Raw genomic sequence first — 22,322 nt, 5'->3', positions numbered from 1 at the left:
GTACCGGCCCGGTGGTGTCCGGCTCCGTCAGCCGGCGCATCGCCGACGAGCTCTCGGTGCGGGAGAACCAGGTCCGAGCGGCCGTCGAGCTACTGGACGCCGGGTCGACGGTGCCGTTCATCGCCCGGTACCGCAAGGAGATCACCGGCGGTCTGGACGACGCCCAGCTGCGTACGCTCGAAGAACGCCTGCACTACCTGCGCGAACTCGACGAGCGCCGGGCCACGATCATCGAATCCATCCGGGGCCAGGGCAAACTCGACGAGGCGCTGCACCGGCAGCTGCTGCTCGCCGAGACCAAGGCCCGGCTCGAGGACATCTACCTGCCCTATAAGCCCAAGCGCCGCACCAAGGCCCAGATCGCGCGCGAGGCCGGGCACGAACCCGTTGCCGACGCGCTGCTCGAGAACCCGGACACCGATCCGGCCGGTTACTCCGCCGAACAGCTCGAGGGCGCGCGCGCCATCCTCGTCGAGCGGTTCGCCGAAGACGCCGATCTGGTGGGCGAACTCCGCGAACTCATGTGGAACCGGGGCCGGCTCACCGCCACGGTACGTCCCGGTAAGGAAGAGTCCGGCGCGAAATTCGCCGACTACTTCGAATTCGGCGAGGAATTCGCCGGCCTGCCCTCCCATCGCATCCTGGCACTGCTGCGCGGGGAGAAGGAAGAGGTGCTCAGCCTGCACCTCGACCCCGAACCCGCCGACTCCGAGCTCGCACCCGGCGAACGCAGCACCTACGAGGCGCGGATCGCCCAGCGGTTCTCGATCGCCGAAGCCGGTCGCGCCGCCGACGGCTGGCTGCTCGACACCGTGCGCTGGGCCTGGCGGACCAAACTCCAGGTGAGCCTGGGGATCGATACCCGGATGCGATTGCGGCAGGCCGCCGAACGCGATGCGGTGGATGTCTTCGCCGCCAACCTGCGCGATCTGCTGCTGGCCGCGCCGGCCGGCACCCGCACTACCATGGGCCTGGATCCGGGCTACCGCACCGGGGTCAAGGTCGCCGTGGTCGACGGCACCGGCAAGGTCGTCGCGACCGAGGTCGTGTACCCGCACAAACCGCAGAACCAGACCGAGAAATCGCTGGCGGTCCTCGGCGCCCTGGTGGCTCGGTTCGGCGTCGAACTCATCGCCATCGGCAACGGGACGGCCTCCCGGGAGACCGACGCGCTGGCCGCGCAACTCATCGAACGGATCCCGGAGAACAAACCGACCAAGATCGTGGTCTCCGAGGCCGGTGCGTCGGTGTACTCCGCCTCGGCCTACGCCACCCAGGAACTGCCCGATATGGACGTCTCACTGCGGGGCGCGGTCTCCATCGCGCGCCGGTTGCAGGACCCGCTGGCCGAACTGGTCAAGATCGAGCCGAAATCGATCGGTGTCGGCCAGTACCAGCACGATGTCTCGGAAACTCTGCTGGCCCGGTCGCTGGGCGCGGTGGTGGAGGACGCGGTGAACGCGGTCGGCGTCGATGTCAACACCGCGTCGGTGCCGCTGCTGTCGCGGGTCTCCGGTGTCACCGGCTCGGTGGCCGAGAGCATTGTGGCGCACCGCGATCAGAACGGTCCCTTCCGCAGTCGCACCGCCCTGCTCGACGTCCCGCGGCTGGGCCCCAAGGCGTTCGAACAGTGCGCGGGCTTCCTGCGGATCCGCGGCGGGGACGATCCGCTCGACACCTCGGCGGTGCACCCGGAGGCCTATCCGGTGGTGCGCCGGATCCTCGATTCCACCGGTACCGGAATCGCCGAGGTCATCGGTAACGGCGCGGTCCTGCGCACGCTACGCCCGGCCGATTTCACCGATGAGAAGTTCGGTGTCCCCACGGTGACCGACATCATCAGCGAACTCGAGAAACCCGGCCGCGATCCGCGCCCGGAGTTCAAGACCGCGGAATTCGCGGCGGGAATCGAGAAGGTCGCCGATCTGGAGCCGGGCATGGTGCTGGAGGGTGTCGTCACCAATGTCGCCGCGTTCGGTGCCTTCGTCGACATCGGTGTGCACCAGGACGGTTTGGTCCACGTTTCGGCGATGTCGCGTAATTTCGTGCGCGACCCCCGTGAGGTGGTCAAATCCGGCGATGTGGTGAAGGTGAAGGTGCTCGAGGTCGATGTCGCCCGCCAGCGCATCGGGTTGTCGCTGCGGCTCGACGACGAGCCCGGGGCGGGTAAGCCCGAACGCGGCCAGGGCCCCGGCGATCGCGGTCGCGGCCAGGGCGGCCGCGACGGTGGCGCCCGGACCGGTGGCCGCGATGGTGGCGCCCGGGGCCAGGGCCGTAACGAGAAGAACCGCGGCGCCCAGGGCAACGGTCAGAACGCCGGCGGCCGGGGCGGCGGTAACGGTGCCGGTCAGGGACGCAATCGCGGGCAGGGCCGGGACGGCCGGCGCGATAATGCACCCGTGAACGGTGCCATGGCCGACGCGCTGCGCCGGGCGGGTTTCGGGAAGTGACCACGAGCTGAATCGGGGGCCGGTATGCGGCAGTGGCTGTCCGAGGACGTGATCGCCGCGGGCCGGCTCCCGCTGCTCTGCTTTCTGTTCGGCTTCATCATCGGGTTCCTGGTGATCAGGGTCAGCGTCCGGCTCATCCGGGCCCGGGTGCGCTGGTGGCCCGGCAACCTGAAGTCCGGCGGTGTGCACATCCACCACATGGTGTTCGGCGTGGTGCTGGTGCTGATATCCGGTATCGGGATGATCGCCGGAGCCGCGGGGAACAGCACCGGCACGGCGTCGGCCCTGGCCGCCACCTTCGGGGTCGGGGCCGCGCTCGTGCTCGACGAATTCGCGCTGCTGTATTACCTGCGCGACGTGTACTGGGAGGAGCAGGGACGGACCTCGGTGGACGCGGTGTTCGTCGCCCTCGCGGTCACCGGCCTGCTGCTGCTGGGTTTCCATCCGCTGTGGCTGCTGGAGATCAACGGTGTGCGGCACCAGCCCGGCGTCGGCACGCGGCTGCTGGTCGCCGGATTCGCGGTGGTGAATCTGGCGCTGGCCGCCGTGGTCATCGCCAAGGGCAAGATCTGGACCGGGCTGTTCGGCATGTTCTTCCTGCCGCTGCTGGTCGTGGGCGCGCTGCGGCTCAGCCGGCCGGGAGCCCCGTGGGCGCGGTGGCGCTACGGCAGCCGGCGGCGGCTCATGTATCGCGCGATCGTGCGGGAACGCCGGTACCGACGTCCGGTGATCCGGGCCAAGATCTTCGTCCAGGACCTGATCGCCGGCAGTCCGGATGTCGGTCACGCGCGGTCGGCGGCCGAGGTGGAACTGACGCGTAGGGTGGTACCGGCGCCACCCGCACCGCCGCGGGAGCATCCGCTGCTGCAGGATTTGCACCTGTGGCCGCCCGATCGGGGCGGCGACGCCGGGGCAGCGGGGGCCCAGGCCGGGCCGGTTTCCGAAAGCGACCGCTGATCTGGCACAATGCACAGGTTGCCCTGGGCATGACCCGGGCGCACCCCACATTCGGAGCACGAACCGGTCGAGCTTTTGCGCCGCCAGGTTCCTCTGTTCGCGCGACCATCAGAAGGATGATCATGAACACCCTTGATTTCGTCGACGAGAGCTCGCTGCGCAGCGACGTCCCCGACTTCCGTCCGGGCGACACCCTCAATGTGCACGTGAAGGTCATCGAGGGCTCCAAGGAACGTATCCAGGTCTTCAAGGGCGTCGTCATCCGGCGCCAGGGCGGCGGTATCCGCGAGACCTTCACCGTGCGCAAGGTGTCGTTCGGTGTCGGTGTGGAGCGCACCTTCCCGGTGCACAGCCCCACCATCGATCACATCGATGTGGTGACCCGCGGTGATGTCCGCCGGGCCAAGCTGTACTACCTGCGGGAGCTGCGCGGTAAGGCCGCCAAGATCAAGGAAAAGCGCTGACCCGTCGCTGACCGCCGACACCCGTGCGCCGCGCCGCACCACGGTGACCTCGGCGAACGGTATATGTAGCCCGGTGCCACGAATCCGTTGTGGCACCGGGCTACGCTGTTCGCGTGGCAGATGAGAGTTGGTCGGTTTCGGGATCCGATTCCAGGAACGAACCGCCGAGAAGGCGTCGTGCGCGAAAGCAGGTCAAAGCGAAGCGGCAGCGGCCGTTCTGGCAGGAACTTCCCATCCTGCTGGTCATCGCGGCGATCATCGCCGCCCTCATGGTCACCTTCGTCGGCCGCCCCTATGTCATTCCCTCCCAGTCCATGGAACCCACCCTGCACGGCTGCGCCGGCTGCACCGGCGACCGGATCTACGTGCAGAAGGTGAGCTACTACTGGAGCGATCCGCAGCCCGGGGACGTGGTCGTATTCGTCGGCCCGCCGTCCTGGAACGACCACTACGTCTCGATCCGTTCCGACAATCCCGCCGTGCGCGGTATCCAAAACTTCTTCGCCTTCTTCGGTCTGGTCCCGCCCGATGAGAACGACCTGGTGAAACGCGTGATCGCGGTCGGCGGCCAGACCGTGGAGTGCTGCGACGAGCAGGGCCGGGTCATGGTGGACGGGAAACCGCTGGACGAGCCCTATGTCGCCGACGACTACCCGTGGGTGGCGGGCCAGCAGAACGCCGCCTATCCGGTGGGCCGGGTCTTCGGGCCGGTACTGGTACCGCCGGGCCACCTGTGGGTGATGGGCGACAACCGCAACGAATCGCGCGATTCCCGCGCGCATGTCGGCGACGACCTCCAGGGCACGGTGCCCATCGAGAACGTCCGCGGCAAGGCCGTCTTCAAGATCTGGCCGCCCGGCCGGATCGGTCCGGTGACATCGCAGAATCCGCAGTAGGCGCGCGGTTTCCACGGTCGCTTCGTGGGGAGCGTCGCGCGATCCGGGCAATGGCCGGCGCCGATCACCTTGCCGGACAAGCCGTTCGACCGGGCCGGGACCGGACCTACCGGTACCGCGTCCGATCCGGTGCGCGATAATCGGGCCGTGGTTCCCGATCATCTGTCGCGAGGTGGCCAGTGACACGTAGTAACCGTGCCGCCGGCGCCGCGCGAGGCAGCAGCTGGCCGCCGCGAGTGGTGGTCCGCAAGGCCGCGGGCCTGCGGACACTCGATTCGGCGCTGATACGCAGCGGTCTGGGGCCGGTCGCGGGCGTCGACGAGGCGGGTCGCGGCCCGAGCGCCGGGCCACTGGTGGTCGCCGCGTGCGTACTCGCGCCGAAGGCGTCCGCGGCGCTCGCCGGGCTCAACGACTCCAAGAAGCTGACCGAGGCGGCCCGTGAGGCGCTGTTCCCGGTGATCAAGAAGCTGGCGCTGGCCTGGAAGGTGGTCGTGATCCCCGCCGCGGAGATCGATGCCATCGGAATCCACGTCGCGAATATCGAGGGCATGCGCCGGGCGGTGGCCGGACTGGACTACGCGCCGGGCTATGTGCTCACCGACGGATTCCGGGTGCCGGGGCTGGCGGTACCGTCGCTGCCGGTGATCGGCGGTGACGCCAGCGCCGCCTGTATCGCGGCGGCGAGTGTGCTGGCCAAGGTCACCCGGGACCGGATGATGGTCGAGCTCGACCGGCACCGGCCGGGCTACGGTTTCGCCGAGCACAAGGGTTACAACACCACGCAGCATCTCGAAGCGCTGCGCCGGCTCGGTCCCTGTCCGGAACATCGGCGGTCGTGGCGCACGGTCCGCGAATGCGGCGCGCCGACGCCCGTGGCGGCCGAATCACTGGCGCTCGCGACTGCGGAGGCCGGCGGCGCCGCCTGACCGGGGGCCGCGCGGCCGCACCCGGCCCGCGGCGCGGCGCGGCGACGGTGTGCGGCCCGGCCCACGGTGACATGCCCGGGCGCGATGAGCGATGATGTGAGCAGACGCAAGGCGGCGAGAAGGAGGACATTCCACCAGATGAGTGCCGAGGACCTCGAGAAATACGAAACCGAGATGGAGCTCTCGCTCTACCGGGAGTACAAGGACATCGTCGGTCAGTTCTCGTACGTGGTGGAAACCGAACGCCGCTTCTATCTGGCCAACTCGGTGGAGCTACGACCGCAGAACGCCGACGGCGAGGTGTACTTCGAAGTACGGATGAGCGATGCATGGGTCTGGGATATGTACCGGCCCGCGCGCTTCGTCAAACACGTCCGGGTGATCACGTTCAAGGACGTGAACATCGAAGAGCTGGAGAAGCCGGACCTGCGGCTACCCGAATGAGCCGCCGCGGCCGGTGAGTTCCTCCGGACCGTGCCCCGGAGGAACTTGTCCACAGGCCACCGGTTGTCCACAGACCGATTGTTTTCGCAGGTCGGCGCGGTGGGCACGATCCGCCGAGGGCAGATGCTGGGCACGTGGGACACAACACGGCGCTCGGCGCCCACGGGGAGGAACTGGCGGCCAGATATCTGCAGGCCGCCGGTATGGAGATCGTCTGCCGTAACTGGCGGTGCCGGTACGGCGAACTGGACCTGGTGGTCCGCGACGCGGGAGTGACCGCCTTCGTCGAGGTGAAGACCAGATCGGGGCTCGGATACGGGACACCGGCCGAGGCCGTCACCTACGACAAACGGCAGCGGATCCGCCGCTTGGCGCTACTCTGGCTCACCGAACAGGACGGTCCCTGGCAGCGGATCCGTTTCGACGTCGTCTCGATCCTGCTCCCGCGGACCGCCGAGCCCGTGATCGAGCACCTGCGGGCGGTGTTCTGATGCCGCTGGGCCGGGCCTGCTCGATCGCGGTGCGTGGGATCGACGGGCAGGTCGTCGAGATCGAGGCCGATATCGGTCAGGGTCTGCCGTCGGTGCATCTGGTGGGTCTGCCCGACACATCGCTCCAGGAATCCCGGGACCGGGTCCGGGCGGCCGTCGCCAATACCGGCGAGAAATGGCCGGACGGCCGGGTGATTCTGGCCCTGTCGCCGGCGACGCTGCCGAAGGTGGGTTCCGTCTACGATCTCGCGCTGGCCGTCGCGGTCCTGCACGCGGCCGATATCGTGCCCTCCGAGCGGCTCACGGGCACCGTGCTGCTGGGCGAGCTCGCCCTCGACGGGCGGCTGCGCCGGGTCCGCGGCATCCTGCCCGCCGTGCTCGCGGCGCGCCGGGCCGGTCGCAAGACGGTGGTGGTCCCCGAGTCGGCTCTGCCGGAAGCGGGCCTCGTCGCCGGAATCCGGGTGCTGGGCGCACCGACACTGCGCGCCGCCGTCGACTGGTTGCGGGGCGAGGGCGGCCTGGAGGAGTCACCGGGAGTGCTCCCGCCACCGCCGAGCGCCCCGAGCGGAGATCTGCGGGATGTCGCCGGACAGCACGAAGCGCGCTGGGCGCTGGAGGTCGCCGCGGCCGGTGGGCACCATCTGCTGCTCACGGGCGCCCCCGGAATCGGGAAGACCATGCTGGCCCAGCGCCTGCCCGGCGTGCTGCCGCCGTTGTCGGAGGACGAGGCGCTCGAGGTCACCGCCGTCCATTCGGTCGCCGGCACGCTCTCCGACGAACAGCCGCTGATCACCAGCCCGCCGTTCGTCGCCCCACACCATTCGACCTCGGTGAGTGCCATGGTGGGCGGTGGTTCGGGGTCGGCGCGGCCCGGTGCGGTGAGCCGCGCACACCGCGGGGTGCTGTTCCTGGACGAATGCGCCGAGATCGGTGCCAAGGTGCTCGAGGCGATGCGGACACCGCTGGAGGAGGGCGAGGTACGGATCGCGCGGCGCGACGGGGTGGCGCGCTATCCGGCTCGATTCCAACTGGTACTCGCCGCCAACCCCTGCCCCTGCGCCCCGGCCCGCGATGTGGACTGTATCTGTGCCCCGCTCGCCCGGCGCCGGTACCTCGGAAAACTATCCGGTCCCCTGATGGACCGCATCGATATCTGGTTGCAGATGCATCCGATATCGGGCGCCGGTCTGGCAGCGGCGGAATCGGAGGACAGCGCGACCGTGCGCGGCCGTGTGATCGCCGCCCGCGCGGCCGCCGTCGCCCGGTGGCGTGACGAGGGCTGGCGTACCAATGCCGAGGTCCCCGGGTACGCACTGCGCCGCCGGTTTCCCCTACCCGCGGAGACGACGGCTCCGGTCGAGGCGGCGCTGCGACTGGGCCGGATCTCGGCACGGGGCGCCGACCGGGCGCTGCGGGTCGCGTGGACCGTCTGCGATCTGCGCGGCGGCGATATGCCCACCGCACACGATGTGATGCAGGCTCTCGACTTCCGGCAGCGGAGTCCGCAATGAATGTGGCCGGAACAGGCTCGCCGGCTCGGCGGGGGACCGCCGGCGAGCAGGAAGAGCGGCAGCTGGCGTGGGCATATCTTTCCCGAGTGGTTCTCGGGCCGTGCCCGGCACTCTCGGCCCTGATCGACTCGGTCGGGGTGCGCGAGGCGGCGCGAGCGGTCCGGGAACGCGCACTCCCGCCGGTGCTGCGCGCCGCGACCGACCGGCGGCGGGAGCTGGACACGGCCGCACGTGATCTGGAGGTCATCCGCGATACCGGCGGGCGGCTCGTCACACCCGACGATCCGGAATGGCCGGCCTGGCGAATGCTGGGTCTGAGTCAGCTCACCCCGGGCCGCGACCCGGACGGTGCGGTGCCGCTGGTGTTCTGGGTCCGGGGCGGCCGGGATCTCGGCGAACTCACCGAACGCGCGGTGGCGGTGGTGGGCGCCCGGTGCAGCACCGGTTACGGCGACCGGGTGACCGGTGAAATCGCGGGAGACCTGGCCGCCCGCGGATGGACGGTCGTATCCGGCGCCGCCTTCGGTGTCGACGGTACGGCGCACCGGGCCGCGCTCGCGGTCGGCGGCTCCACCATCGCCGTACTGGCCTGCGGCGCCGACCGGCCCTACCCGGCCCAGCACGACCGCCTCATCGCCCGGATCGCCGAAACCGGCCTGGTGGTCAGTGAATATCCGCCGGGTACGGTCGCGCGCAAACACCACTTCCTGGCCCGGAATCGGCTGATCGCCGCCCTGTCCGACGGTGTGCTGGTGGTCGAGGCCGGATTGCGCAGTGGCGCTCGGAACACGGTGAAATGGGCCCGCCGGATCGGTCGTCCCGCGCTCGCGGTGCCGGGATCGGTGAATTCGGCGGCCTCCGCGGGTTGCCACCGGATGATCCGCGACAGGGAAGCGACCCTCGTCACCGGTCCGGAGGAGGTACTCGCCGATATCGCGCCCCTGCACCTGCCGCTGACCACCGGTTCGGCCGGTACCGACCGTCTCGGCGATACCGAGGCCCATGTGCTGGCGGCCCTACCCGCCACCGGTGGCCGGTGGCCGCACGATATCGCAGCAGCGACAGGGATGGCGGCGGCCGAGGTCCGCGCGGCACTCGTCGCGCTCGATCTGGCGGGTGCGGCCGCGCGCGGCGAGGTGGGCTGGTACCGGCTGGACTGAGCGAGACGGCCGGGGTGGTGTGCGAGTGCGGTCGGTGCGGTGTGCGCAGGTGGTCGGCGCGGCGGGCGCGAGTGCACGCGCAGTCGGTGCGGTGCAGCGCGATAGGTGCGGCTGCGGTCGCCAGGCGTGGTCTCGGCCGTGGTGTGTGGCGGGAGCGTATGAGCCGCCAACGGATATCGGCGCGTGGGCTTGCGGTTCGGGGGCGGGCGGACGACGGTGGGACGGTGCGTGAGTTGCCCGAGGACCTGGAAGCCCTGCTGACCGAATACGGGCGGCATCTGCGGCTCGGTCGCAACCGGTCGGCGCATACGGTGCGCGCCTACCTCGGCGATATCCGGTCGCTGCTCGCACATCTGGTCGACCATGCCGCCGACGCCTCGGTGCGTGAGCTGGACCTGCCGGCCATGCGCGCGTGGCTGGCAGGGCACGCGGAGCGCGGCGCGGCACGCACCAGTATGGCGCGCCGGGCGTCGGCCGCGCGGGCGTTCACCGCCTGGCTGACCCGGACCGGCCGGCTGACCGTGGATCCCGGGCTCCGGCTCGCCGCGCCCAAGGCCCACCGCAGCCTGCCCGCCGTCCTCGGTCAAGAGCAGGCGGGCCGGGTGATGAACGCCGCGCAATCGGGTGCCGAACAGCACGATCCGATGGCGCTACGGGATCGGCTCATCGTCGAACTGCTGTACGCCACCGGAATCCGCGTCGGCGAACTGTGCGGACTCGATATCGACGATATCGACCGGGAACGGCGGCTGGTCCGTGTCCTGGGCAAGGGCAACCGGGAGCGATCGGCACCGTTCGGCGGCCCCGCCGATCATGCGGTGGGGGAATGGCTGCGCTACGGGCGGCCTGTCCTGGCCTCACCCGATTCCGGCCGCGCGCTGCTCCTGGGCCGACGGGGCCGGCGCCTCGATCAGCGGCAGGCCCGGACAGTGGTGCACGCGGTGGTGTCCGCTGTCCCGGGCACCGCCGACCTGGGACCACACGGCCTCCGTCATACGGCAGCCACGCACCTTCTGGAAGGCGGCGCGGATCTGCGGGTGGTACAGGAACTGCTGGGTCACGCCAGCCTCGCGACCACGCAGCTCTACACCCACGTCTCCATCGATCGTCTGCGAAAAGCCCACGACCAGGCCCACCCCCGTGCCTGAACCGTCGTCGATGGGCCGGAACCCTTTGGTCGAACATCGCCGGGTGCCATATGTCCGCCTCGCGGTCGTGGCATCGCTGACTTCTAGGCCGGCGACAACGGACTCTGCCGCTGCCTGACCGGTCTTCTCAGGCTGTATTCGGCGCCGCGCTACTGATCACCGCCGCGAACATGATGAAACCCGAGAGCGAGGGCCGCACGGTGTGCCGGGATCACTCGGTCCGGAACCACACTCGATCGGCGGTCTCTCCCGGCGAGTGAAAGCTCCAGGCGTCACGGCCTTGTGACCGGACCACGAACCGGCGGGAATCGATCGGGCGGCCCGTCTACGACCCGGTGGCTGGATTCGCCGCGGTACGGCGCTTACGCTGTCCAGCGGAGCCGCCCTACCGCGGCCGACCGGCATTTCGGGAGGTGAGCGTGCAGACCACGACCGGCACGGTCGCCCGATGAATTCCCCGCGAGAGGACACAGACCGCGCAGGGGAACCGGTCGACTACCGGTTCACGCTCGCCAACGAACGGACCTTTCTGGCCTGGATCCGCACCGCGCTCGGGTTGCTGGCCGGTGGGGTCGCGGTGCACGCGGTGGTGCAGGAACAGTGGAATGTCGATTTCCGTACCGCGCTGGCCGTGAGCTGTCTGCTGCTGTCGTTGGTGCTCGCGGTCGGGGCGTATGTGCACTGGCGGCGGGTTCGCGTCGCGATGGAGGAAGGGCGGCCGCTGCCGGGCACGGTGCTGGTGCCGGTGCTGGCGGCCGGGACCGCGTTCGTAGCGGTTCTCGCCTGCGTAGCCGTCCTGCTGCATTGAGGACGGTGTCGTGACCGAATCGACCGAGATCCGGCTGGCCGCGGAGCGGACGGCGCTCTCGTGGCGGCGCACCTGTCTGGGGTGTCTGGTGGTCGATCTCCTGCTCCTCCGTCTCGTGCTCGAGGAGGGGTGGGATCCGGCCGCGCTCCTGCCGGGAAGCGCCTGTCTCGTCCTGCTGTCGGTCGCCGCCCTGGGCTACCGGCGCAGTCGCCGGCTTCGCCTCGGCGCGGCCGGCGCCGCGGCGGCCAGCATCGGCTCGGTCACCCTCGCCATGGCGGTCGTCGCGCTGGTCATGGTCGGTTACGCGGTGGTGCATCGCGGCCCGCCGGGCTGAGGAATATGGTGGGTGGCCCGATGTCGGCGCACCGAAGCCGCCGCATTCGGCGCGTTCTTCCGCCGTTCGATCCGGCCGCTCACCCGTCGTCCGTGGGCGTGCCGCGCTCCACCGGCTTCAGCCTGATCGGCGTCCTCCGCAACAGCCCGAGCGGGTCGAGGTATTCACGGGATGCGTGCGTGGTGCTCTCCCGGCGCAGACCCCAGTGCAGGCAGGCCGGCGCCGGACACCCGGCATGGCCCGTGCCCAGTGCCCCGATCCGGGTGCCCCGGGTGACCCGCCGGCCCACCGGGATCTCCGCCTCCACCGGCTCGTACGTCGTCCGCAGCCCGCCGCCGTGGAGTATCGCCACCACCGGTTTGCCCGCCACCTTTCCGGCGAAGACCACGACTCCCGGCCCGGCCGCGTAGACCGCCTGACCTGGTGCCCCGACCAGGTCCACCCCGCGATGGCCCGGCAGCCAGTCCTGGTCGGGTGGGTCGAACGGCCGGCCGACCACCGGGCGCGGGTGTAGCGGCCAGTCGAACCCGGCCTCCGGGGCCGCCGCCGCGGAACCGGAGGACAGCAGGGCGGCGACCGCGAGGATCACCCCCGCCATCCCGAGGTCCGCCCTGCCGGACCGAGCGGACCGTCGCGGTCCGCTCGGTCCGGCTGTGCTCGGTCCGGCTGTGCTCGGTCCGGCTGTGCTCGGTCTCACCGCCCGGGGTCGGGGCATGGGCACGCTTGCGGTACCGGTCGTGGTGCGAGCCTGAGGAGTTCGTGCACCAGATCTTCCAGCAGGGGGAGAACCCGGCACAGGGCGCCCGAACCGGTGGCCGAACCCGAATTCGAGCCCGTCCCGCAGCCACCGGCCCGGCTCGACCCGGCCGGTGACCGGCGGGCCACCTGGTTCGACTGCCCGGCAATTGGTTCGGCGGGCAGGGTCTCCGCACGTACGGGCAGGCCGGGCGAGGCATCGACGGGCGTGCCAGCCGAGGAAACCGCGGGCGATTCCGGTGTGCCGGTGCCGACTGCTCCGAGAGCAGCCGAGGCCGAGCCGGAGACCTCGGCGGAGGGCGAAGAGTCGCTATTCCGCAACGACGCAGGAATGTGGCCGGCCTGCGGGGTGATCGGGCCGGTATTCGCCGGGCCGGTACCGGTCGTCGCCGGGCCACCCGCGGTGCCGGGGTGTGCGACCGCGGGGGCATCGCCCGAATGCGCGGCGGCAGTGGGGCCCGGACCGAGCGGTATCGCGAGGAACACCGTGGTGAGCGCGGCGCCGATCAGGTTGGCAGGTCTCCGATACCGGCTCGTGAGCCCGCGGCGGTCCGATCGGTGCCGTGGCATGCCGGAAATGGGCAGGTGACGGCCGTCCGTGCCGGGCCTGCGGACCGGGTTCCGCCCGGGAGAACCCGGGAGGTGGCGGTCCGGTGTGTGCCGTGCCGGTGCCGCCCCGGGAAAAGGCGTCGAACGAGGTCGGATCGTGGGAAAGCGGGTCGTGCGTATCGGTGTGGTCCGCTGCGATCCTCGCGCACCGTCGAGCTGTTTCGAGCCGGTCTCGGTGTGGCCGTCCGCACGTAATTCGGCCGGCCGCTGGGCCATCCTTCGCTCGTACCGCCTGGCCCGGCGGGCCAGATCACTCGGCCCCGGAGCTGAAGGCGCCCCGGACCCCGCGCGCTCTCCGGAGGGGGCTTGGGGCGACGCCGGATGCCGACCGGCAATCCGTCCCGGCTCAGGATCTCTCCGTGCGCCGGAGTCGTCCACCGAGACCGTGGCCGTGCCGCGTGGGCGATCGGTGCACCGCCCGGCACCGCGGCCGCGATAGATGTCCCGGGGCGGTTGCGCCGTGGTGCGTCGCGGCCATGCCGAGAGGGGCCGGGACGGGTGGTCGGTGCTCTCCGGTCTGTGGCGGCGCGCGATATGGGGCCAGCCGCGCGGCGCGGGCGGGAGGTCCGGGTCCGTCGCGGTCGCTCCGGCGGCCTCGGTGGCAGTGGTTTTGCGGGTCATATGCTCAGCCTGCTCGGGCTGTGAGCTGCGCGGAACCCGCAATTCCGGTACCTGTGGACAACTCGCCCTCTGTGAACAAATGATGTTTCATACCGACGTCCGGCTCGCGTGGTCACCGACGGTACGACCGGGCGATTTCCCGTTCGCGCAGTCCACGCCGTAAACTGTCCGAGCGGTCTGTGTTCGCACCGACCGACTTCGCGCACCACCGTGCTTGTTCATCGCGCTGCCCCACCGAGTTCCTGCCGGGACCGGGGAAGGCCGGCGCATTCCGGAACAGGGGACGTCCCGGCTGGTCCCGATCACCGATCGGGTCCGAGCGTTCTGTGGTGCCAGGGCAGCAGGCCGCCGGCCCGCTGCGTCAACCGGCAACGAAAGAGAGATACGAGAGCCATGGCTGTCGTAACAATGAAGCAGCTGCTCGACAGCGGCGCGCATTTCGGGCACCAGACCCGTCGCTGGAACCCGAAGATGAAGCGGTTCATCTTCACCGACCGCAACGGCATCTACATCATCGATCTGCAGCAGACGCTGACCTACATCGACAAGGCCTACGAATTCGTCAAGGAGACGGTCGCCCACGGCGGCACCGTCCTGTTCGTCGGCACCAAGAAGCAGGCGCAGGAGTCCATCGCGGCCGAGGCCACCCGGGTCGGGATGCCCTACGTGAACCAGCGCTGGCTCGGCGGCATGCTCACCAACTTCTCCACCGTGCACAAGCGTCTGCAGCGTCTCAAGGAACTCGAGGCGATGGAGCAGACCGGTGGTTTCGAGGGCCGCACCAAGAAGGAAATCCTCATGCTCACGCGTGAGATGAACAAGCTGGACCGCACCCTCGGCGGTATCCGGGATATGCAGAAGGTGCCGTCGGCCATCTGGGTTGTCGACACCAACAAGGAGCACATCGCCGTCGGCGAGGCGCGCAAACTGAACATCCCGGTCATCGCGATCCTGGACACCAACTGCGATCCCGACCTGGTCGACTACCCGATCCCGGGTAACGACGACGCGATCCGTTCGGCCGCGCTGCTCACCAAGGTCGTCGCCTCCGCGGTGGCCGAGGGCGTGCAGGCCCGCGCCGGCCGCTCCGGCGGCGACGACAAGCCCGAGGCGAGCGCCGCCGAGCCGCTGCCGGAGTGGGAGCAGGAGCTGCTGGCGCAGGCCACCCCGAGCACCGAGGCCCCGGCGGAAGCTCCGGCCGAGACCCCGGCGGAAGCTCCGGCCGAGGCGCCCGCGGAGACTCCGGCCGACGCCTGAGTCGTTACCTCGCGTTCGGCGGCCGCTCACCGGCCGGTGCCATGGTGAGCGCCGCCGGACCGCACTTCCCACAGTGGTGGTCACGGCTCGCCGAGTCGTGACCACCACTGCCCGGTACCAGACTTTCTCGAAGGAGGCTCGCCCCCGATGGCGAACTACACCGCCGCTGACGTGAAGCGGCTGCGGGAGCTCACCGGCTCCGGAATGATGGATTGTAAGAACGCGCTGGTCGAGACCGAGGGCGATTTCGACAAGGCCGTCGAGCTGCTGCGTATCAAGGGCGCCAAGGATGTCGGCAAGCGCGCCGAGCGCACCACCGCGGAAGGCCTGGTCATCGCCAAGGACGGCGTGATGGTCGAGATCAATTCCGAAACCGACTTCGTCGCCAAGAACGCGGAATTCCAGGCACTGGCCGATCAGATCGCCGCCGCCGCCGCGGCCGCGAAGCCCGCCGATGTGGACGCGCTCAAAGCCGTGGCCCTCGACGGCCGGACCGTCGACGAGGCCCTGCAGGCGCTGGCCGCCAAGATCGGCGAGAAGCTGGAGCTGCGTCGCGTCGTCTCCCTGGACGGCCCGGTCGCCACCTACCTGCACAAGCGTGCGTCGGATCTGCCGCCGGCCGTCGGCGTGCTGGTCGAGTACACCGGTGCCGGTGAGGCCGCCGCCGAAGCCGCCCGTGGGGCGGCCATGCAGGTCGCCGCGCTCAAGGCGAAGTACGTGACCCGCGACGAGGTTCCCGCCGATATCGTCGAGAACGAGCGCCGTATCGCCGAGCAGACCGCCCGCGAAGAGGGTAAGCCGGAGGCCGCGCTCCCGAAGATCACCGAGGGCCGCGTCAACGGCTTCTTCAAGGACGTCGTCCTGCTGGAGCAGCCGTCGGTCACCGACAACAAGAAGACCGTCAAGGCGCTGCTGGACGAGGCCGGTGTCACGGTCACCAAGTTCGCTCGCTTCGAGGTCGGCCAGGCCTGAGCCGATCCTCGACTCCGGAGGAAACCCCCGTCGCGGTGGACGCGGCGGGGGTTTCGTTCTGAGATCGGCCGCCCAGGGGCCCGAGTACCGGGGGCCGTGGGCGGGTAGGGCAGGATAGAAGCCGCTTTCCGTTGGTGCCGCGCCCGCTGTGCCACTCGCGCTCGGGTCGGCCCGGCCGGGGCAGCGGGCGGCCCCGGACCGCGGCGGCCACCACGTTCGCCGACACCATGAGCACGACCGACCGTGAACACACCGATTGCCGAAGGAGACGCCAGCCGATGACGTACCCGGGGACCGACCGCCCAGGATATCGCCGGGTACTGCTGAAACTCGGTGGTGAAATGTTCGGCGGCGGCGCGGTGGGCCTGGATCCCGACGTGGTGGAGACCGTGGCGGAGCAGATCGCCGAGATCGTCGGCTCCGGCGTCCAGGTCGCGGTCGTGATCGGCGGCGGCAACTTCTTCCGTGGCGCCGAACTCGAGGAACGCGGGATGGAGCGGGCCCGGTCCGATTACATGGGCATGCTCGGGACCGTGATGAACAGCCTGGCGCTGCAGGACTTCCTCCAGCAGCAGGGTGTGGACACCCGGGTGCAGACCGCCATCACCATGGGCCAGGTCGCCGAGCCCTACCTGCCGCTGCGCGCCAAGCGGCATCTGGAGAAGGGGCGCGTCGTGATCTTCGGCGCCGGTATGGGGATGCCGTACTTCTCCACCGACACCACCGCCGCGCAGCGCGCGCTGGAGATCGGTGCGGAGGTGGTACTCATGGCCAAAGCGGTCGACGGTGTGTTCAATGCCGATCCGCGGCTGGATCCCGACGCCACCATGTACCACGAGATCACCCACAAGGAAGTGATCGAACGCGATCTGAAGGTCGCCGACGCGACGGCGTTCAGTTTGTGCATGGACAACCAGATGCCGATGCTGGTGTTCAATTTGTTGACCAAGGGCAATATCGCCCGAGCGGTGGCCGGTGAGAAGATCGGCACATTGGTTCGATCCTGATACCGCGGGCCCGCGGGTCATGACGATGACGACGCAGTGGAGGAACGGTCGTGATTGAAGAAGCGCTCTTCGACGCCGAGGAGAAGATGGAGAAGGCCGTCTCGGTGGCGAAGGACGATCTCGGCAGAATCCGTACCGGGCGCGCGAATCCGGGGATGTTCGCCCGGGTCGTGGTCGACTATTACGGAGCGCCGACCCCGATCACCCAGATGTCGAGTATCACCGTGCCGGAGCCGCGGATGGTGGTGGTCAAACCCTACGAGCAGGCACAGCTGGGTCCGATCGAAACCGCGATCCGCAACTCCGACCTGGGCGTGAACCCGACCAACAACGGTGACATCCTGCGGATCAGCATTCCGCAGCTCACCGAGGAGCGCCGCCGGGAGCTGGTCAAACAGGCCAAGCAGAAAGGCGAGGACGCCAAGGTCGCGATCCGCAATGTGCGCCGCAAGGCCATGGAGGAACTGGGCCGGATCCAGAAGGACGGCGAAGCCGGCGAGGACGAGGTCGGGCGCGCCGAGAAGGAACTGGACAAGACCACCGCCAGATACGTCGGCCAGATCGACGAACTGGTGAAGCACAAGGAATCCGAACTGCTCGAGGTCTGAGCGGTGCCCGGGCGGTGAGCCCGTCGGCTCCGCGGTGGTACCTTGCGCAGGCGCGCCGGTCGTGCCGGCCCGGCGCGCGGGACGTCCGAGAGCGGCACGAGCGGTAGGTGCCGCGCGGAATGCGGTGTTCGTGGTGAACGGGCACCGGACCGGCGGTCACCCGGCCCCCTGGCCGGTGAACTGCCGCACAATGGGAAACAGCGGAGCGAGCGTCGCCCGCGACGGGTGGGAACGAACGGAACGACGACGAGTTGAGCGACGGGACAATCGTGGCCGAGAAAGCCGCCGCGACCGGTGCGGCCCGACCGCAGCCGCCGGCCGAGGGCATATCCGAACCGACACCGGCACCGACCGGAGCCTCCGGAGGCGCCGAGCGCCGGGGGTCGCGTGCCGGCCGGAACTTACCCGCGGCCCTGGCGGTCGGCACGACCCTCGGGGTGTTGTGCATCGCTGTCCTGCTGTTGGTGCCCAAGGTGTTCATCGGCGTCGCCGGGGTCGCGGTCGGTATTGCCACCTGGGAGGTCGCCAAGCGGCTGCGGGAAGCCGATGTGCTGGTACCGCGCACTCCGTTGATCGTCGGCGGTCAGGCGGTGTTCTGGCTGGGCTGGCCGTTCGGTCCGGGCGGGGTGACCGGGGCATTCGCGGCGACGGCGCTGGTCTGCATGGTCTGGCGATTGTTCGACCACGGTCTGCGCACCGCCCCGCGCAATTTCCTGCGGGATACCGCCATCACGGTGTTCACCCTGGCGTGGATCCCGCTGCTGGCCTCGTTCGCGGTACTGCTCCTGCTCGAGGAGCCGGACGGCAATCTGCGGGTGCTGACCTTCATGATCCTGGTGGTGTGCTCCGATGTCGGCGGTTATGTCGCCGGGGTGCTGTTCGGCCGCCATCCCATGGTGCCGTCGATCAGCCCGAAGAAGTCCTGGGAAGGTTTCTGCGGTTCGCTGGTCTTCGCGATCATCGGCGGCCTGCTCACCGTCACCCTGCTGCTCGAAGCCAATTCCATGATCGGTGTGGTGCTCGGTATCGGCCTGGTCGTCGTGGCGACGCTGGGAGATCTGGTCGAATCGCAGATCAAACGCGAGCTGGGCATCAAGGATATGGGCACCATGCTGCCCGGGCACGGCGGCATCATGGACAGGCTCGATTCGATGCTGCCCTCGGCGTTCGTATCGTGGCTGGTGCTCAGCACCCTGCTCTGAGGTCAGTCGCGGTGTACCGCACGGCGCAACTGGACGATGCGGACCCCGCCCACCAACGCCATCACCAGGGCTCCGGCGATCACCGACAGCAGGATCGTCACGCCCAGCGGTAGCGAGAAGTTCCAGAAGAGCATCTCCACCTCGGTGCTCTCCGAATTCTGCAGGATGAAGATCAGCAGGACGATACCGAGCAGCGCCGCCACGATCAGCGCGACCCAGGCGTTGCCCACCCGGGACTTCTCCACCTCCTTGCGTCGATGGGTGTCGACCGCCGGTGTGCGGCCGGTAGCATCGGGTGCGGGTTTCCCTCCGGTGGGTGCGCCCGGTGGGGTCGTGGGTGGCTCTTTCGGTAGCGCGCGGGTCTCGGGTGTCGGTTCGTCAGAAGTCGCCATATATCGATGATTGCCGACAGCTATCGACTGCGCACGGATTTCCGGCCCGCCGGTCGATATCGGCCCGGCTCCCGTCGCGGGGCGGCTCGGCACGGGTCACATTCACCGAGATGACACACTGGTAGGACTATGACCGCCTCTTTGCCCCTGGTTTTCGACGCACCGCGCCGTGGGATGCCGCCGCGCCATCTGGCCGACCTCGACGCCGACGGCCGCCGTGCCGCGATGGCCGAGCTGGGCCTGCCGAAGTTCCGCGCCGACCAGCTCGCGCGCCAGTACTACGGGCGGTTGCAGGCCGATCCGGCGGAGATGACCGACCTACCGGCCGCGGTCCGGGAGAAAGTGGCGGAGGCGTTGTTCCCGCCGCTGCTCACGCCGATCCGGCAGATCGCCTGTGATGCCGGGGAGACCCGGAAGACGCTGTGGCGGGCCGGGGACGGGACCCTGCTGGAAAGCGTGCTCATGCGTTACCCGGATCGGGCCACGCTGTGCATCTCCAGTCAGGCCGGCTGCGGTATGGCCTGCCCCTTCTGCGCGACAGGGCAGGGCGGGCTGAACCGAAACCTTTCGACCGCCGAGATCGTCGATCAGGTCCGCGCCGCGGCGGCCGATCTGCGGGACGGCGCTGTCTCCGGCGGTCCCGGGCGCCTGTCGAACATCGTGTTCATGGGAATGGGCGAGCCGCTGGCGAACTACAAGCGGGTGGTGAATGCGGTACGCCGCATCACCTCGCCCGCCCCCGACGGTCTCGGTATCTCGCAGCGCAATGTGGTGGTGTCGACGGTCGGTCTGGCTCCCGCGATCCGCAAACTCGCCGATGAGGACCTCTCGGTGACGCTCGCGGTATCCCTGCACACCCCGGACGACGAACTGCGCGACACCCTGGTTCCGGTGAACAACCGCTGGCCGGTTTCGGAAGTGCTCGACGCCGCTCGCTACTACGCCGACAAATCCGGCCGGCGGGTATCCATCGAGTATGCGCTCATCCGGGATATCAACGACCAGCCGTGGCGTGCGGAGATGCTGGGCCAGAAACTGCACAAGGCGCTGGGGTCCCGCGTGCACGTCAATGTCATTCCGCTGAATCCCACCCCCGGCAGCAAATGGGATGCCAGCCCCAAGCCGGTGGAACGGGAGTTCGTGCGCCGGGTCGAGGCGCAGGGCGTGCCGTGCACGGTCCGCGACACCCGGGGCCAGGAGATCGCCGCGGCCTGTGGCCAGCTGGCGGCGGAGGGCTGAGTTCCAATCGGTACGAGAGCCTTCGCTGTGGGCAGCCGGGCAGGGGGCTTCGCAGTGGCCCGTTACCACCCGACCTGACATGATGCCTGCATGAGCGCCCCCGACGAGCTGCGCCTCACCGCCGAGGAGTTCGCCGACGGTGCGACGGCCGAACTCGGTGATATCGAGATCGTCGACGGCCGAATCATACGGCTCATGGCCCAGAGTCCGCTGCACAGCAGAGTTATTCGGCGGCTGGCCGGCCTACTCGAAAGTGGACGCCGGGAAGGTGGTCCGTACATGGTCGTCGATTCCGATATCGCCGCGCGGTTCGCCGACTCGGATTCACCCGCCGCGGATCGACGGCTGAACATCCGGTATCCGGATATCTGGATTCGTGACTGTGAACCGTACGACGTCAATACGGTGCGCGATCACATTTTGCTGATCGTCGAGGTCACCTCCGGAACCACCATCGATGTCGATATCACCGACAAGCGAATCCAGTATGCGGCTGCGGGTATTCCCCGCTACCTGATCATCCGGCTCGACCAGAAGGAAGACAGGATGGAGGAGATCGAGGAATACCGCCTGGACCGGTCCGGGCGACGGTACTTGGTGCACACCGTCCACCGCCGAGTGCTGCTGCTGGACGAGCCGGTCGAGGTGACGATCCCCTTCGATTCGCTGGAACAGCCCTGAGAGCCGGATCCGGACCGGGTGCAGTCGAACATGGTGTGAGGGGAACGAATACATGGGTGAGCAGGTTGTCGCGATCGTCGGGGCGGGGATAGTCGGGCTGGCCATCGGACGGGAACTCGCCCGCCGCCGTCCGGCCGACCGGATCGTGGTGTTGGAGAAGGAGAATCGGGTCGCGGCGCATCAGACCGGCCACAACTCGGGAGTGGTGCACGCCGGGATCTACTACCAGCCGGGAAGCCTGAAGGCCGTCCTGTGCGCGCGGGGCCGATCGCTGCTGCGGGACTACTGTGCCGAACACGAACTGCCCTATGACGAATGCGGCAAACTCGTCATCGCGGTGGACGACGACGAAATACCCCGGCTCGAGGCGTTACAGGCACGGGCGGGGGACAATGCGGTCCCGGGGCTGCGCCGGGTGGATCAGGCGGAGATCCGCGAGATCGAACCGTCCGCCGAAGGAATCGCCGCGCTGTATTCACCGCACACCGCCATCACCGATTTCCGTCGGGTGGCGGAGTCCTTCGCCGCGGATCTGGTGAAATCGGGTGGGGAGGTGCGGTTGTCGTGCGCCGTGCACCGAATCACCCGGACAGCAGGAGGGATCGAGCTGGTGACGGGCGAGGGGGCGCTGCGCGCGGACCGAACGGTGATCTGCGCGGGGTTGCACGCCGATACGGTGGCCGGGCTGGCGGGCGCCGACCCCGGCCCGCGGATCGTGCCGTTCCGGGGCGAATACATGAATGTGGTCGCCGAGAAGGCGGATATGGTGCGCGGGCTGGTGTATCCGGTACCGGATCCGCGGTACCCGTTTCTGGGGGTGCATTTCACGCGGCGGGTGTCCGGGACGGTGGAGGTCGGCCCCAACGCGGTACTCGCGTTCGCCCGGGAAGGCTATCGGCGCGGGGACTTCTCGATGCGCGATCTCGCGGAGACCGTGCGCTGGCCGGGGTTCCGCCGGATGGCGCGGCAGCACTGGCGGACCGGGATCGAGGAGATGTACGGCTCGCTGTCGGTGGCCGCGTACATGCGCAGGGCGCAGCGCTACATTCCGGCCGTCGGTGCCGCGGATGTGGTGCGAGGTGGTTCCGGGGTCCGGGCCCAGGCCCTCGATGCCGACGGCAGCCTCGTCGACGATTTCCGGATCGACCGGCTCGGCCCGGTGACGGCTGTTCGCAACGCCCCGTCACCCGCGGCGACCTCCTCGCTGGCGATCGCCGAATACGTCGTGGATGTCATCGAGGGCAAGGACACCAGAGCGCGTTAGGAAGTGGCCCGTAGATAGGTGCGGGTCTTCACCACCTCCGAACGGTCGCAATGATTCCCGCAAACGACTGTCTCGGCCCACCGATTGCGATGCCCGGGGGCGATCTCTCGATACGTCTACCGCCG

The 22,322-nt window shown here is 69.3% G+C and carries 22 protein-coding genes; 20 read left to right on the top strand and 2 right to left on the bottom strand.

Annotation, left to right across the window (positions count from 1 at the left end; genetic code table 11):
* The first annotated feature begins 11 nt into the window (after positions 1–11).
* From IG75_RS0114475 to IG75_RS0114415, 12 genes are all read left to right on the top strand, one after another.
* On the top strand, positions 12–2,450 hold the full coding sequence (locus tag IG75_RS0114475) for a Tex family protein (RefSeq protein ID WP_030521785.1): 2,439 nt from the start codon (positions 12–14) through the stop codon (positions 2,448–2,450).
* Between the two features lie 24 nt (positions 2,451–2,474).
* Positions 2,475–3,407: a hypothetical protein gene (locus IG75_RS0114470; protein ID WP_245713165.1), complete on the top strand. Its 933-nt coding sequence runs from the start codon at positions 2,475–2,477 to the stop codon at positions 3,405–3,407.
* 122 nt (positions 3,408–3,529) lie between these two features.
* Positions 3,530–3,871 carry a 50S ribosomal protein L19 gene (rplS, locus tag IG75_RS0114465; protein WP_030521783.1) on the top strand — a complete coding sequence of 114 codons (342 nt, stop codon included), beginning with the start codon at positions 3,530–3,532 and terminating at the stop codon, positions 3,869–3,871.
* Between the two features lie 113 nt (positions 3,872–3,984).
* A complete protein-coding gene (lepB, locus tag IG75_RS0114460; RefSeq protein WP_030521782.1) occupies positions 3,985–4,767 on the top strand; it encodes a signal peptidase I in 783 nt (260 codons plus the stop codon).
* 179 nt (positions 4,768–4,946) lie between these two features.
* Positions 4,947–5,693: a ribonuclease HII gene (locus IG75_RS0114450; protein WP_051714569.1), complete on the top strand. Its 747-nt coding sequence runs from the start codon at positions 4,947–4,949 to the stop codon at positions 5,691–5,693.
* A 138-nt stretch (positions 5,694–5,831) separates the two neighbouring features.
* Complete coding sequence (locus IG75_RS0114445) at positions 5,832–6,137, top strand: DUF2469 domain-containing protein (RefSeq protein WP_011210678.1); 306 nt, start codon at positions 5,832–5,834, stop codon at positions 6,135–6,137.
* Positions 6,138–6,271: 134 nt separating this feature from the next.
* Positions 6,272–6,628, top strand: coding sequence for a YraN family protein (locus IG75_RS0114440; protein WP_030521780.1), 357 nt, complete (start codon positions 6,272–6,274; stop codon positions 6,626–6,628).
* On the top strand, positions 6,628–8,139 hold the full coding sequence (locus IG75_RS0114435; protein WP_030521779.1) for a YifB family Mg chelatase-like AAA ATPase: 1,512 nt from the start codon (positions 6,628–6,630) through the stop codon (positions 8,137–8,139). The genes IG75_RS0114440 and IG75_RS0114435 overlap by 1 nt, the downstream gene beginning before the upstream one ends.
* Positions 8,136–9,299 carry a DNA-processing protein DprA gene (gene dprA, locus IG75_RS0114430; RefSeq protein WP_081876870.1) on the top strand — a complete coding sequence of 388 codons (1,164 nt, stop codon included), beginning with the start codon at positions 8,136–8,138 and terminating at the stop codon, positions 9,297–9,299. Before IG75_RS0114435 ends, dprA begins: the two co-directional genes overlap by 4 nt.
* A 224-nt stretch (positions 9,300–9,523) precedes the next feature.
* Positions 9,524–10,447: a tyrosine recombinase XerC gene (locus IG75_RS0114425; protein WP_245713166.1), complete on the top strand. Its 924-nt coding sequence runs from the start codon at positions 9,524–9,526 to the stop codon at positions 10,445–10,447.
* Positions 10,448–10,895: 448 nt separating this feature from the next.
* Positions 10,896–11,255: a YidH family protein gene (locus tag IG75_RS0114420; protein ID WP_030521776.1), complete on the top strand. Its 360-nt coding sequence runs from the start codon at positions 10,896–10,898 to the stop codon at positions 11,253–11,255.
* Positions 11,256–11,265: 10 nt separating this feature from the next.
* Positions 11,266–11,589, top strand: a complete 324-nt coding sequence (locus IG75_RS0114415; protein ID WP_051714568.1) for a DUF202 domain-containing protein — start codon at positions 11,266–11,268, stop codon at positions 11,587–11,589.
* A gap of 79 nt (positions 11,590–11,668) precedes the next feature.
* Here the strand turns inward: IG75_RS0114415 and IG75_RS0114410 are convergent, their stop codons facing one another.
* On the bottom strand, positions 11,669–12,187 hold the full coding sequence (locus tag IG75_RS0114410; RefSeq protein ID WP_030521774.1) for a M23 family metallopeptidase: 519 nt from the start codon (positions 12,185–12,187) through the stop codon (positions 11,669–11,671).
* 1,781 nt (positions 12,188–13,968) lie between these two features.
* Here IG75_RS0114410 and rpsB point away from each other — a divergent pair.
* From rpsB to IG75_RS0114380, 5 genes are all read left to right on the top strand, one after another.
* Positions 13,969–14,832 carry a 30S ribosomal protein S2 gene (gene rpsB, locus IG75_RS0114400; RefSeq protein WP_030521772.1) on the top strand — a complete coding sequence of 288 codons (864 nt, stop codon included), beginning with the start codon at positions 13,969–13,971 and terminating at the stop codon, positions 14,830–14,832.
* A 147-nt stretch (positions 14,833–14,979) separates the two neighbouring features.
* Positions 14,980–15,804: a translation elongation factor Ts gene (tsf, locus tag IG75_RS0114395; RefSeq protein ID WP_030521771.1), complete on the top strand. Its 825-nt coding sequence runs from the start codon at positions 14,980–14,982 to the stop codon at positions 15,802–15,804.
* A 278-nt stretch (positions 15,805–16,082) separates the two neighbouring features.
* Positions 16,083–16,811: a UMP kinase gene (gene pyrH / locus IG75_RS0114390; RefSeq protein WP_030521770.1), complete on the top strand. Its 729-nt coding sequence runs from the start codon at positions 16,083–16,085 to the stop codon at positions 16,809–16,811.
* A gap of 50 nt (positions 16,812–16,861) precedes the next feature.
* Positions 16,862–17,419, top strand: coding sequence for a ribosome recycling factor (gene frr / locus IG75_RS0114385; protein ID WP_030521769.1), 558 nt, complete (start codon positions 16,862–16,864; stop codon positions 17,417–17,419).
* A 266-nt stretch (positions 17,420–17,685) separates the two neighbouring features.
* A complete protein-coding gene (locus IG75_RS0114380; RefSeq protein WP_396901063.1) occupies positions 17,686–18,621 on the top strand; it encodes a phosphatidate cytidylyltransferase in 936 nt (311 codons plus the stop codon).
* A 2-nt stretch (positions 18,622–18,623) separates the two neighbouring features.
* On the opposite strand, the gene IG75_RS0114375 is transcribed toward IG75_RS0114380, so the two are convergent.
* A complete protein-coding gene (locus IG75_RS0114375) occupies positions 18,624–19,013 on the bottom strand; it encodes a LapA family protein (RefSeq protein ID WP_030521767.1) in 390 nt (129 codons plus the stop codon).
* A gap of 129 nt (positions 19,014–19,142) precedes the next feature.
* Between IG75_RS0114375 and rlmN the strand changes: the two genes are divergently transcribed.
* The 3 genes from rlmN (at position 19,143) to lhgO (ending at position 22,197) form a co-directional block, all read left to right on the top strand.
* Positions 19,143–20,252 (top strand): dual-specificity RNA methyltransferase RlmN, encoded by a 1,110-nt coding sequence (rlmN, locus tag IG75_RS0114370; RefSeq protein ID WP_030521766.1) that lies wholly within the window; start codon positions 19,143–19,145, stop codon positions 20,250–20,252.
* Between the two features lie 90 nt (positions 20,253–20,342).
* On the top strand, positions 20,343–20,933 hold the full coding sequence (locus IG75_RS0114365; RefSeq protein ID WP_030521765.1) for a Uma2 family endonuclease: 591 nt from the start codon (positions 20,343–20,345) through the stop codon (positions 20,931–20,933).
* 52 nt (positions 20,934–20,985) lie between these two features.
* Complete coding sequence (gene lhgO, locus IG75_RS0114360; protein ID WP_030521764.1) at positions 20,986–22,197, top strand: L-2-hydroxyglutarate oxidase; 1,212 nt, start codon at positions 20,986–20,988, stop codon at positions 22,195–22,197.
* Positions 22,198–22,322: the final 125 nt, after the last annotated feature.

It is taken from the genome of Nocardia rhamnosiphila NBRC 108938, assembly GCF_000720425.1.
GTDB classification, from domain to species: Bacteria; Actinomycetota; Actinomycetes; order Mycobacteriales; family Mycobacteriaceae; genus Nocardia; species Nocardia rhamnosiphila.
This window is presented reverse-complemented; position numbering and strand designations above follow the sequence as displayed.

Bases quoted from the DNA above. Each gene is read 5' to 3' on its own strand.
- IG75_RS0114470 (WP_245713165.1), top strand. From the start codon at position 2,475: ATGCGGCAGTGGCTGTCCGAGGACGTGATCGCCGCGGGCCGGCTCCCG.
- rplS (WP_030521783.1), top strand. From the start codon at position 3,530: ATGAACACCCTTGATTTCGTCGACGAGAGCTCGCTGCGCAGCGACGTC.
- IG75_RS0114445 (WP_011210678.1), top strand. From the start codon at position 5,832: ATGAGTGCCGAGGACCTCGAGAAATACGAAACCGAGATGGAGCTCTCG.
- IG75_RS0114435 (WP_030521779.1), top strand. From the start codon at position 6,628: ATGCCGCTGGGCCGGGCCTGCTCGATCGCGGTGCGTGGGATCGACGGG.
- dprA (WP_081876870.1), top strand. From the start codon at position 8,136: ATGAATGTGGCCGGAACAGGCTCGCCGGCTCGGCGGGGGACCGCCGGC.
- IG75_RS0114420 (WP_030521776.1), top strand. From the start codon at position 10,896: ATGAATTCCCCGCGAGAGGACACAGACCGCGCAGGGGAACCGGTCGAC.
- IG75_RS0114410 (WP_030521774.1), bottom strand. From the start codon at position 12,187: ATGGCGGGGGTGATCCTCGCGGTCGCCGCCCTGCTGTCCTCCGGTTCC.
- rpsB (WP_030521772.1), top strand. From the start codon at position 13,969: ATGGCTGTCGTAACAATGAAGCAGCTGCTCGACAGCGGCGCGCATTTC.
- tsf (WP_030521771.1), top strand. From the start codon at position 14,980: ATGGCGAACTACACCGCCGCTGACGTGAAGCGGCTGCGGGAGCTCACC.
- pyrH (WP_030521770.1), top strand. From the start codon at position 16,083: ATGACGTACCCGGGGACCGACCGCCCAGGATATCGCCGGGTACTGCTG.
- IG75_RS0114375 (WP_030521767.1), bottom strand. From the start codon at position 19,013: ATGGCGACTTCTGACGAACCGACACCCGAGACCCGCGCGCTACCGAAA.
- rlmN (WP_030521766.1), top strand. From the start codon at position 19,143: ATGACCGCCTCTTTGCCCCTGGTTTTCGACGCACCGCGCCGTGGGATG.
- IG75_RS0114365 (WP_030521765.1), top strand. From the start codon at position 20,343: ATGAGCGCCCCCGACGAGCTGCGCCTCACCGCCGAGGAGTTCGCCGAC.
- lhgO (WP_030521764.1), top strand. From the start codon at position 20,986: ATGGGTGAGCAGGTTGTCGCGATCGTCGGGGCGGGGATAGTCGGGCTG.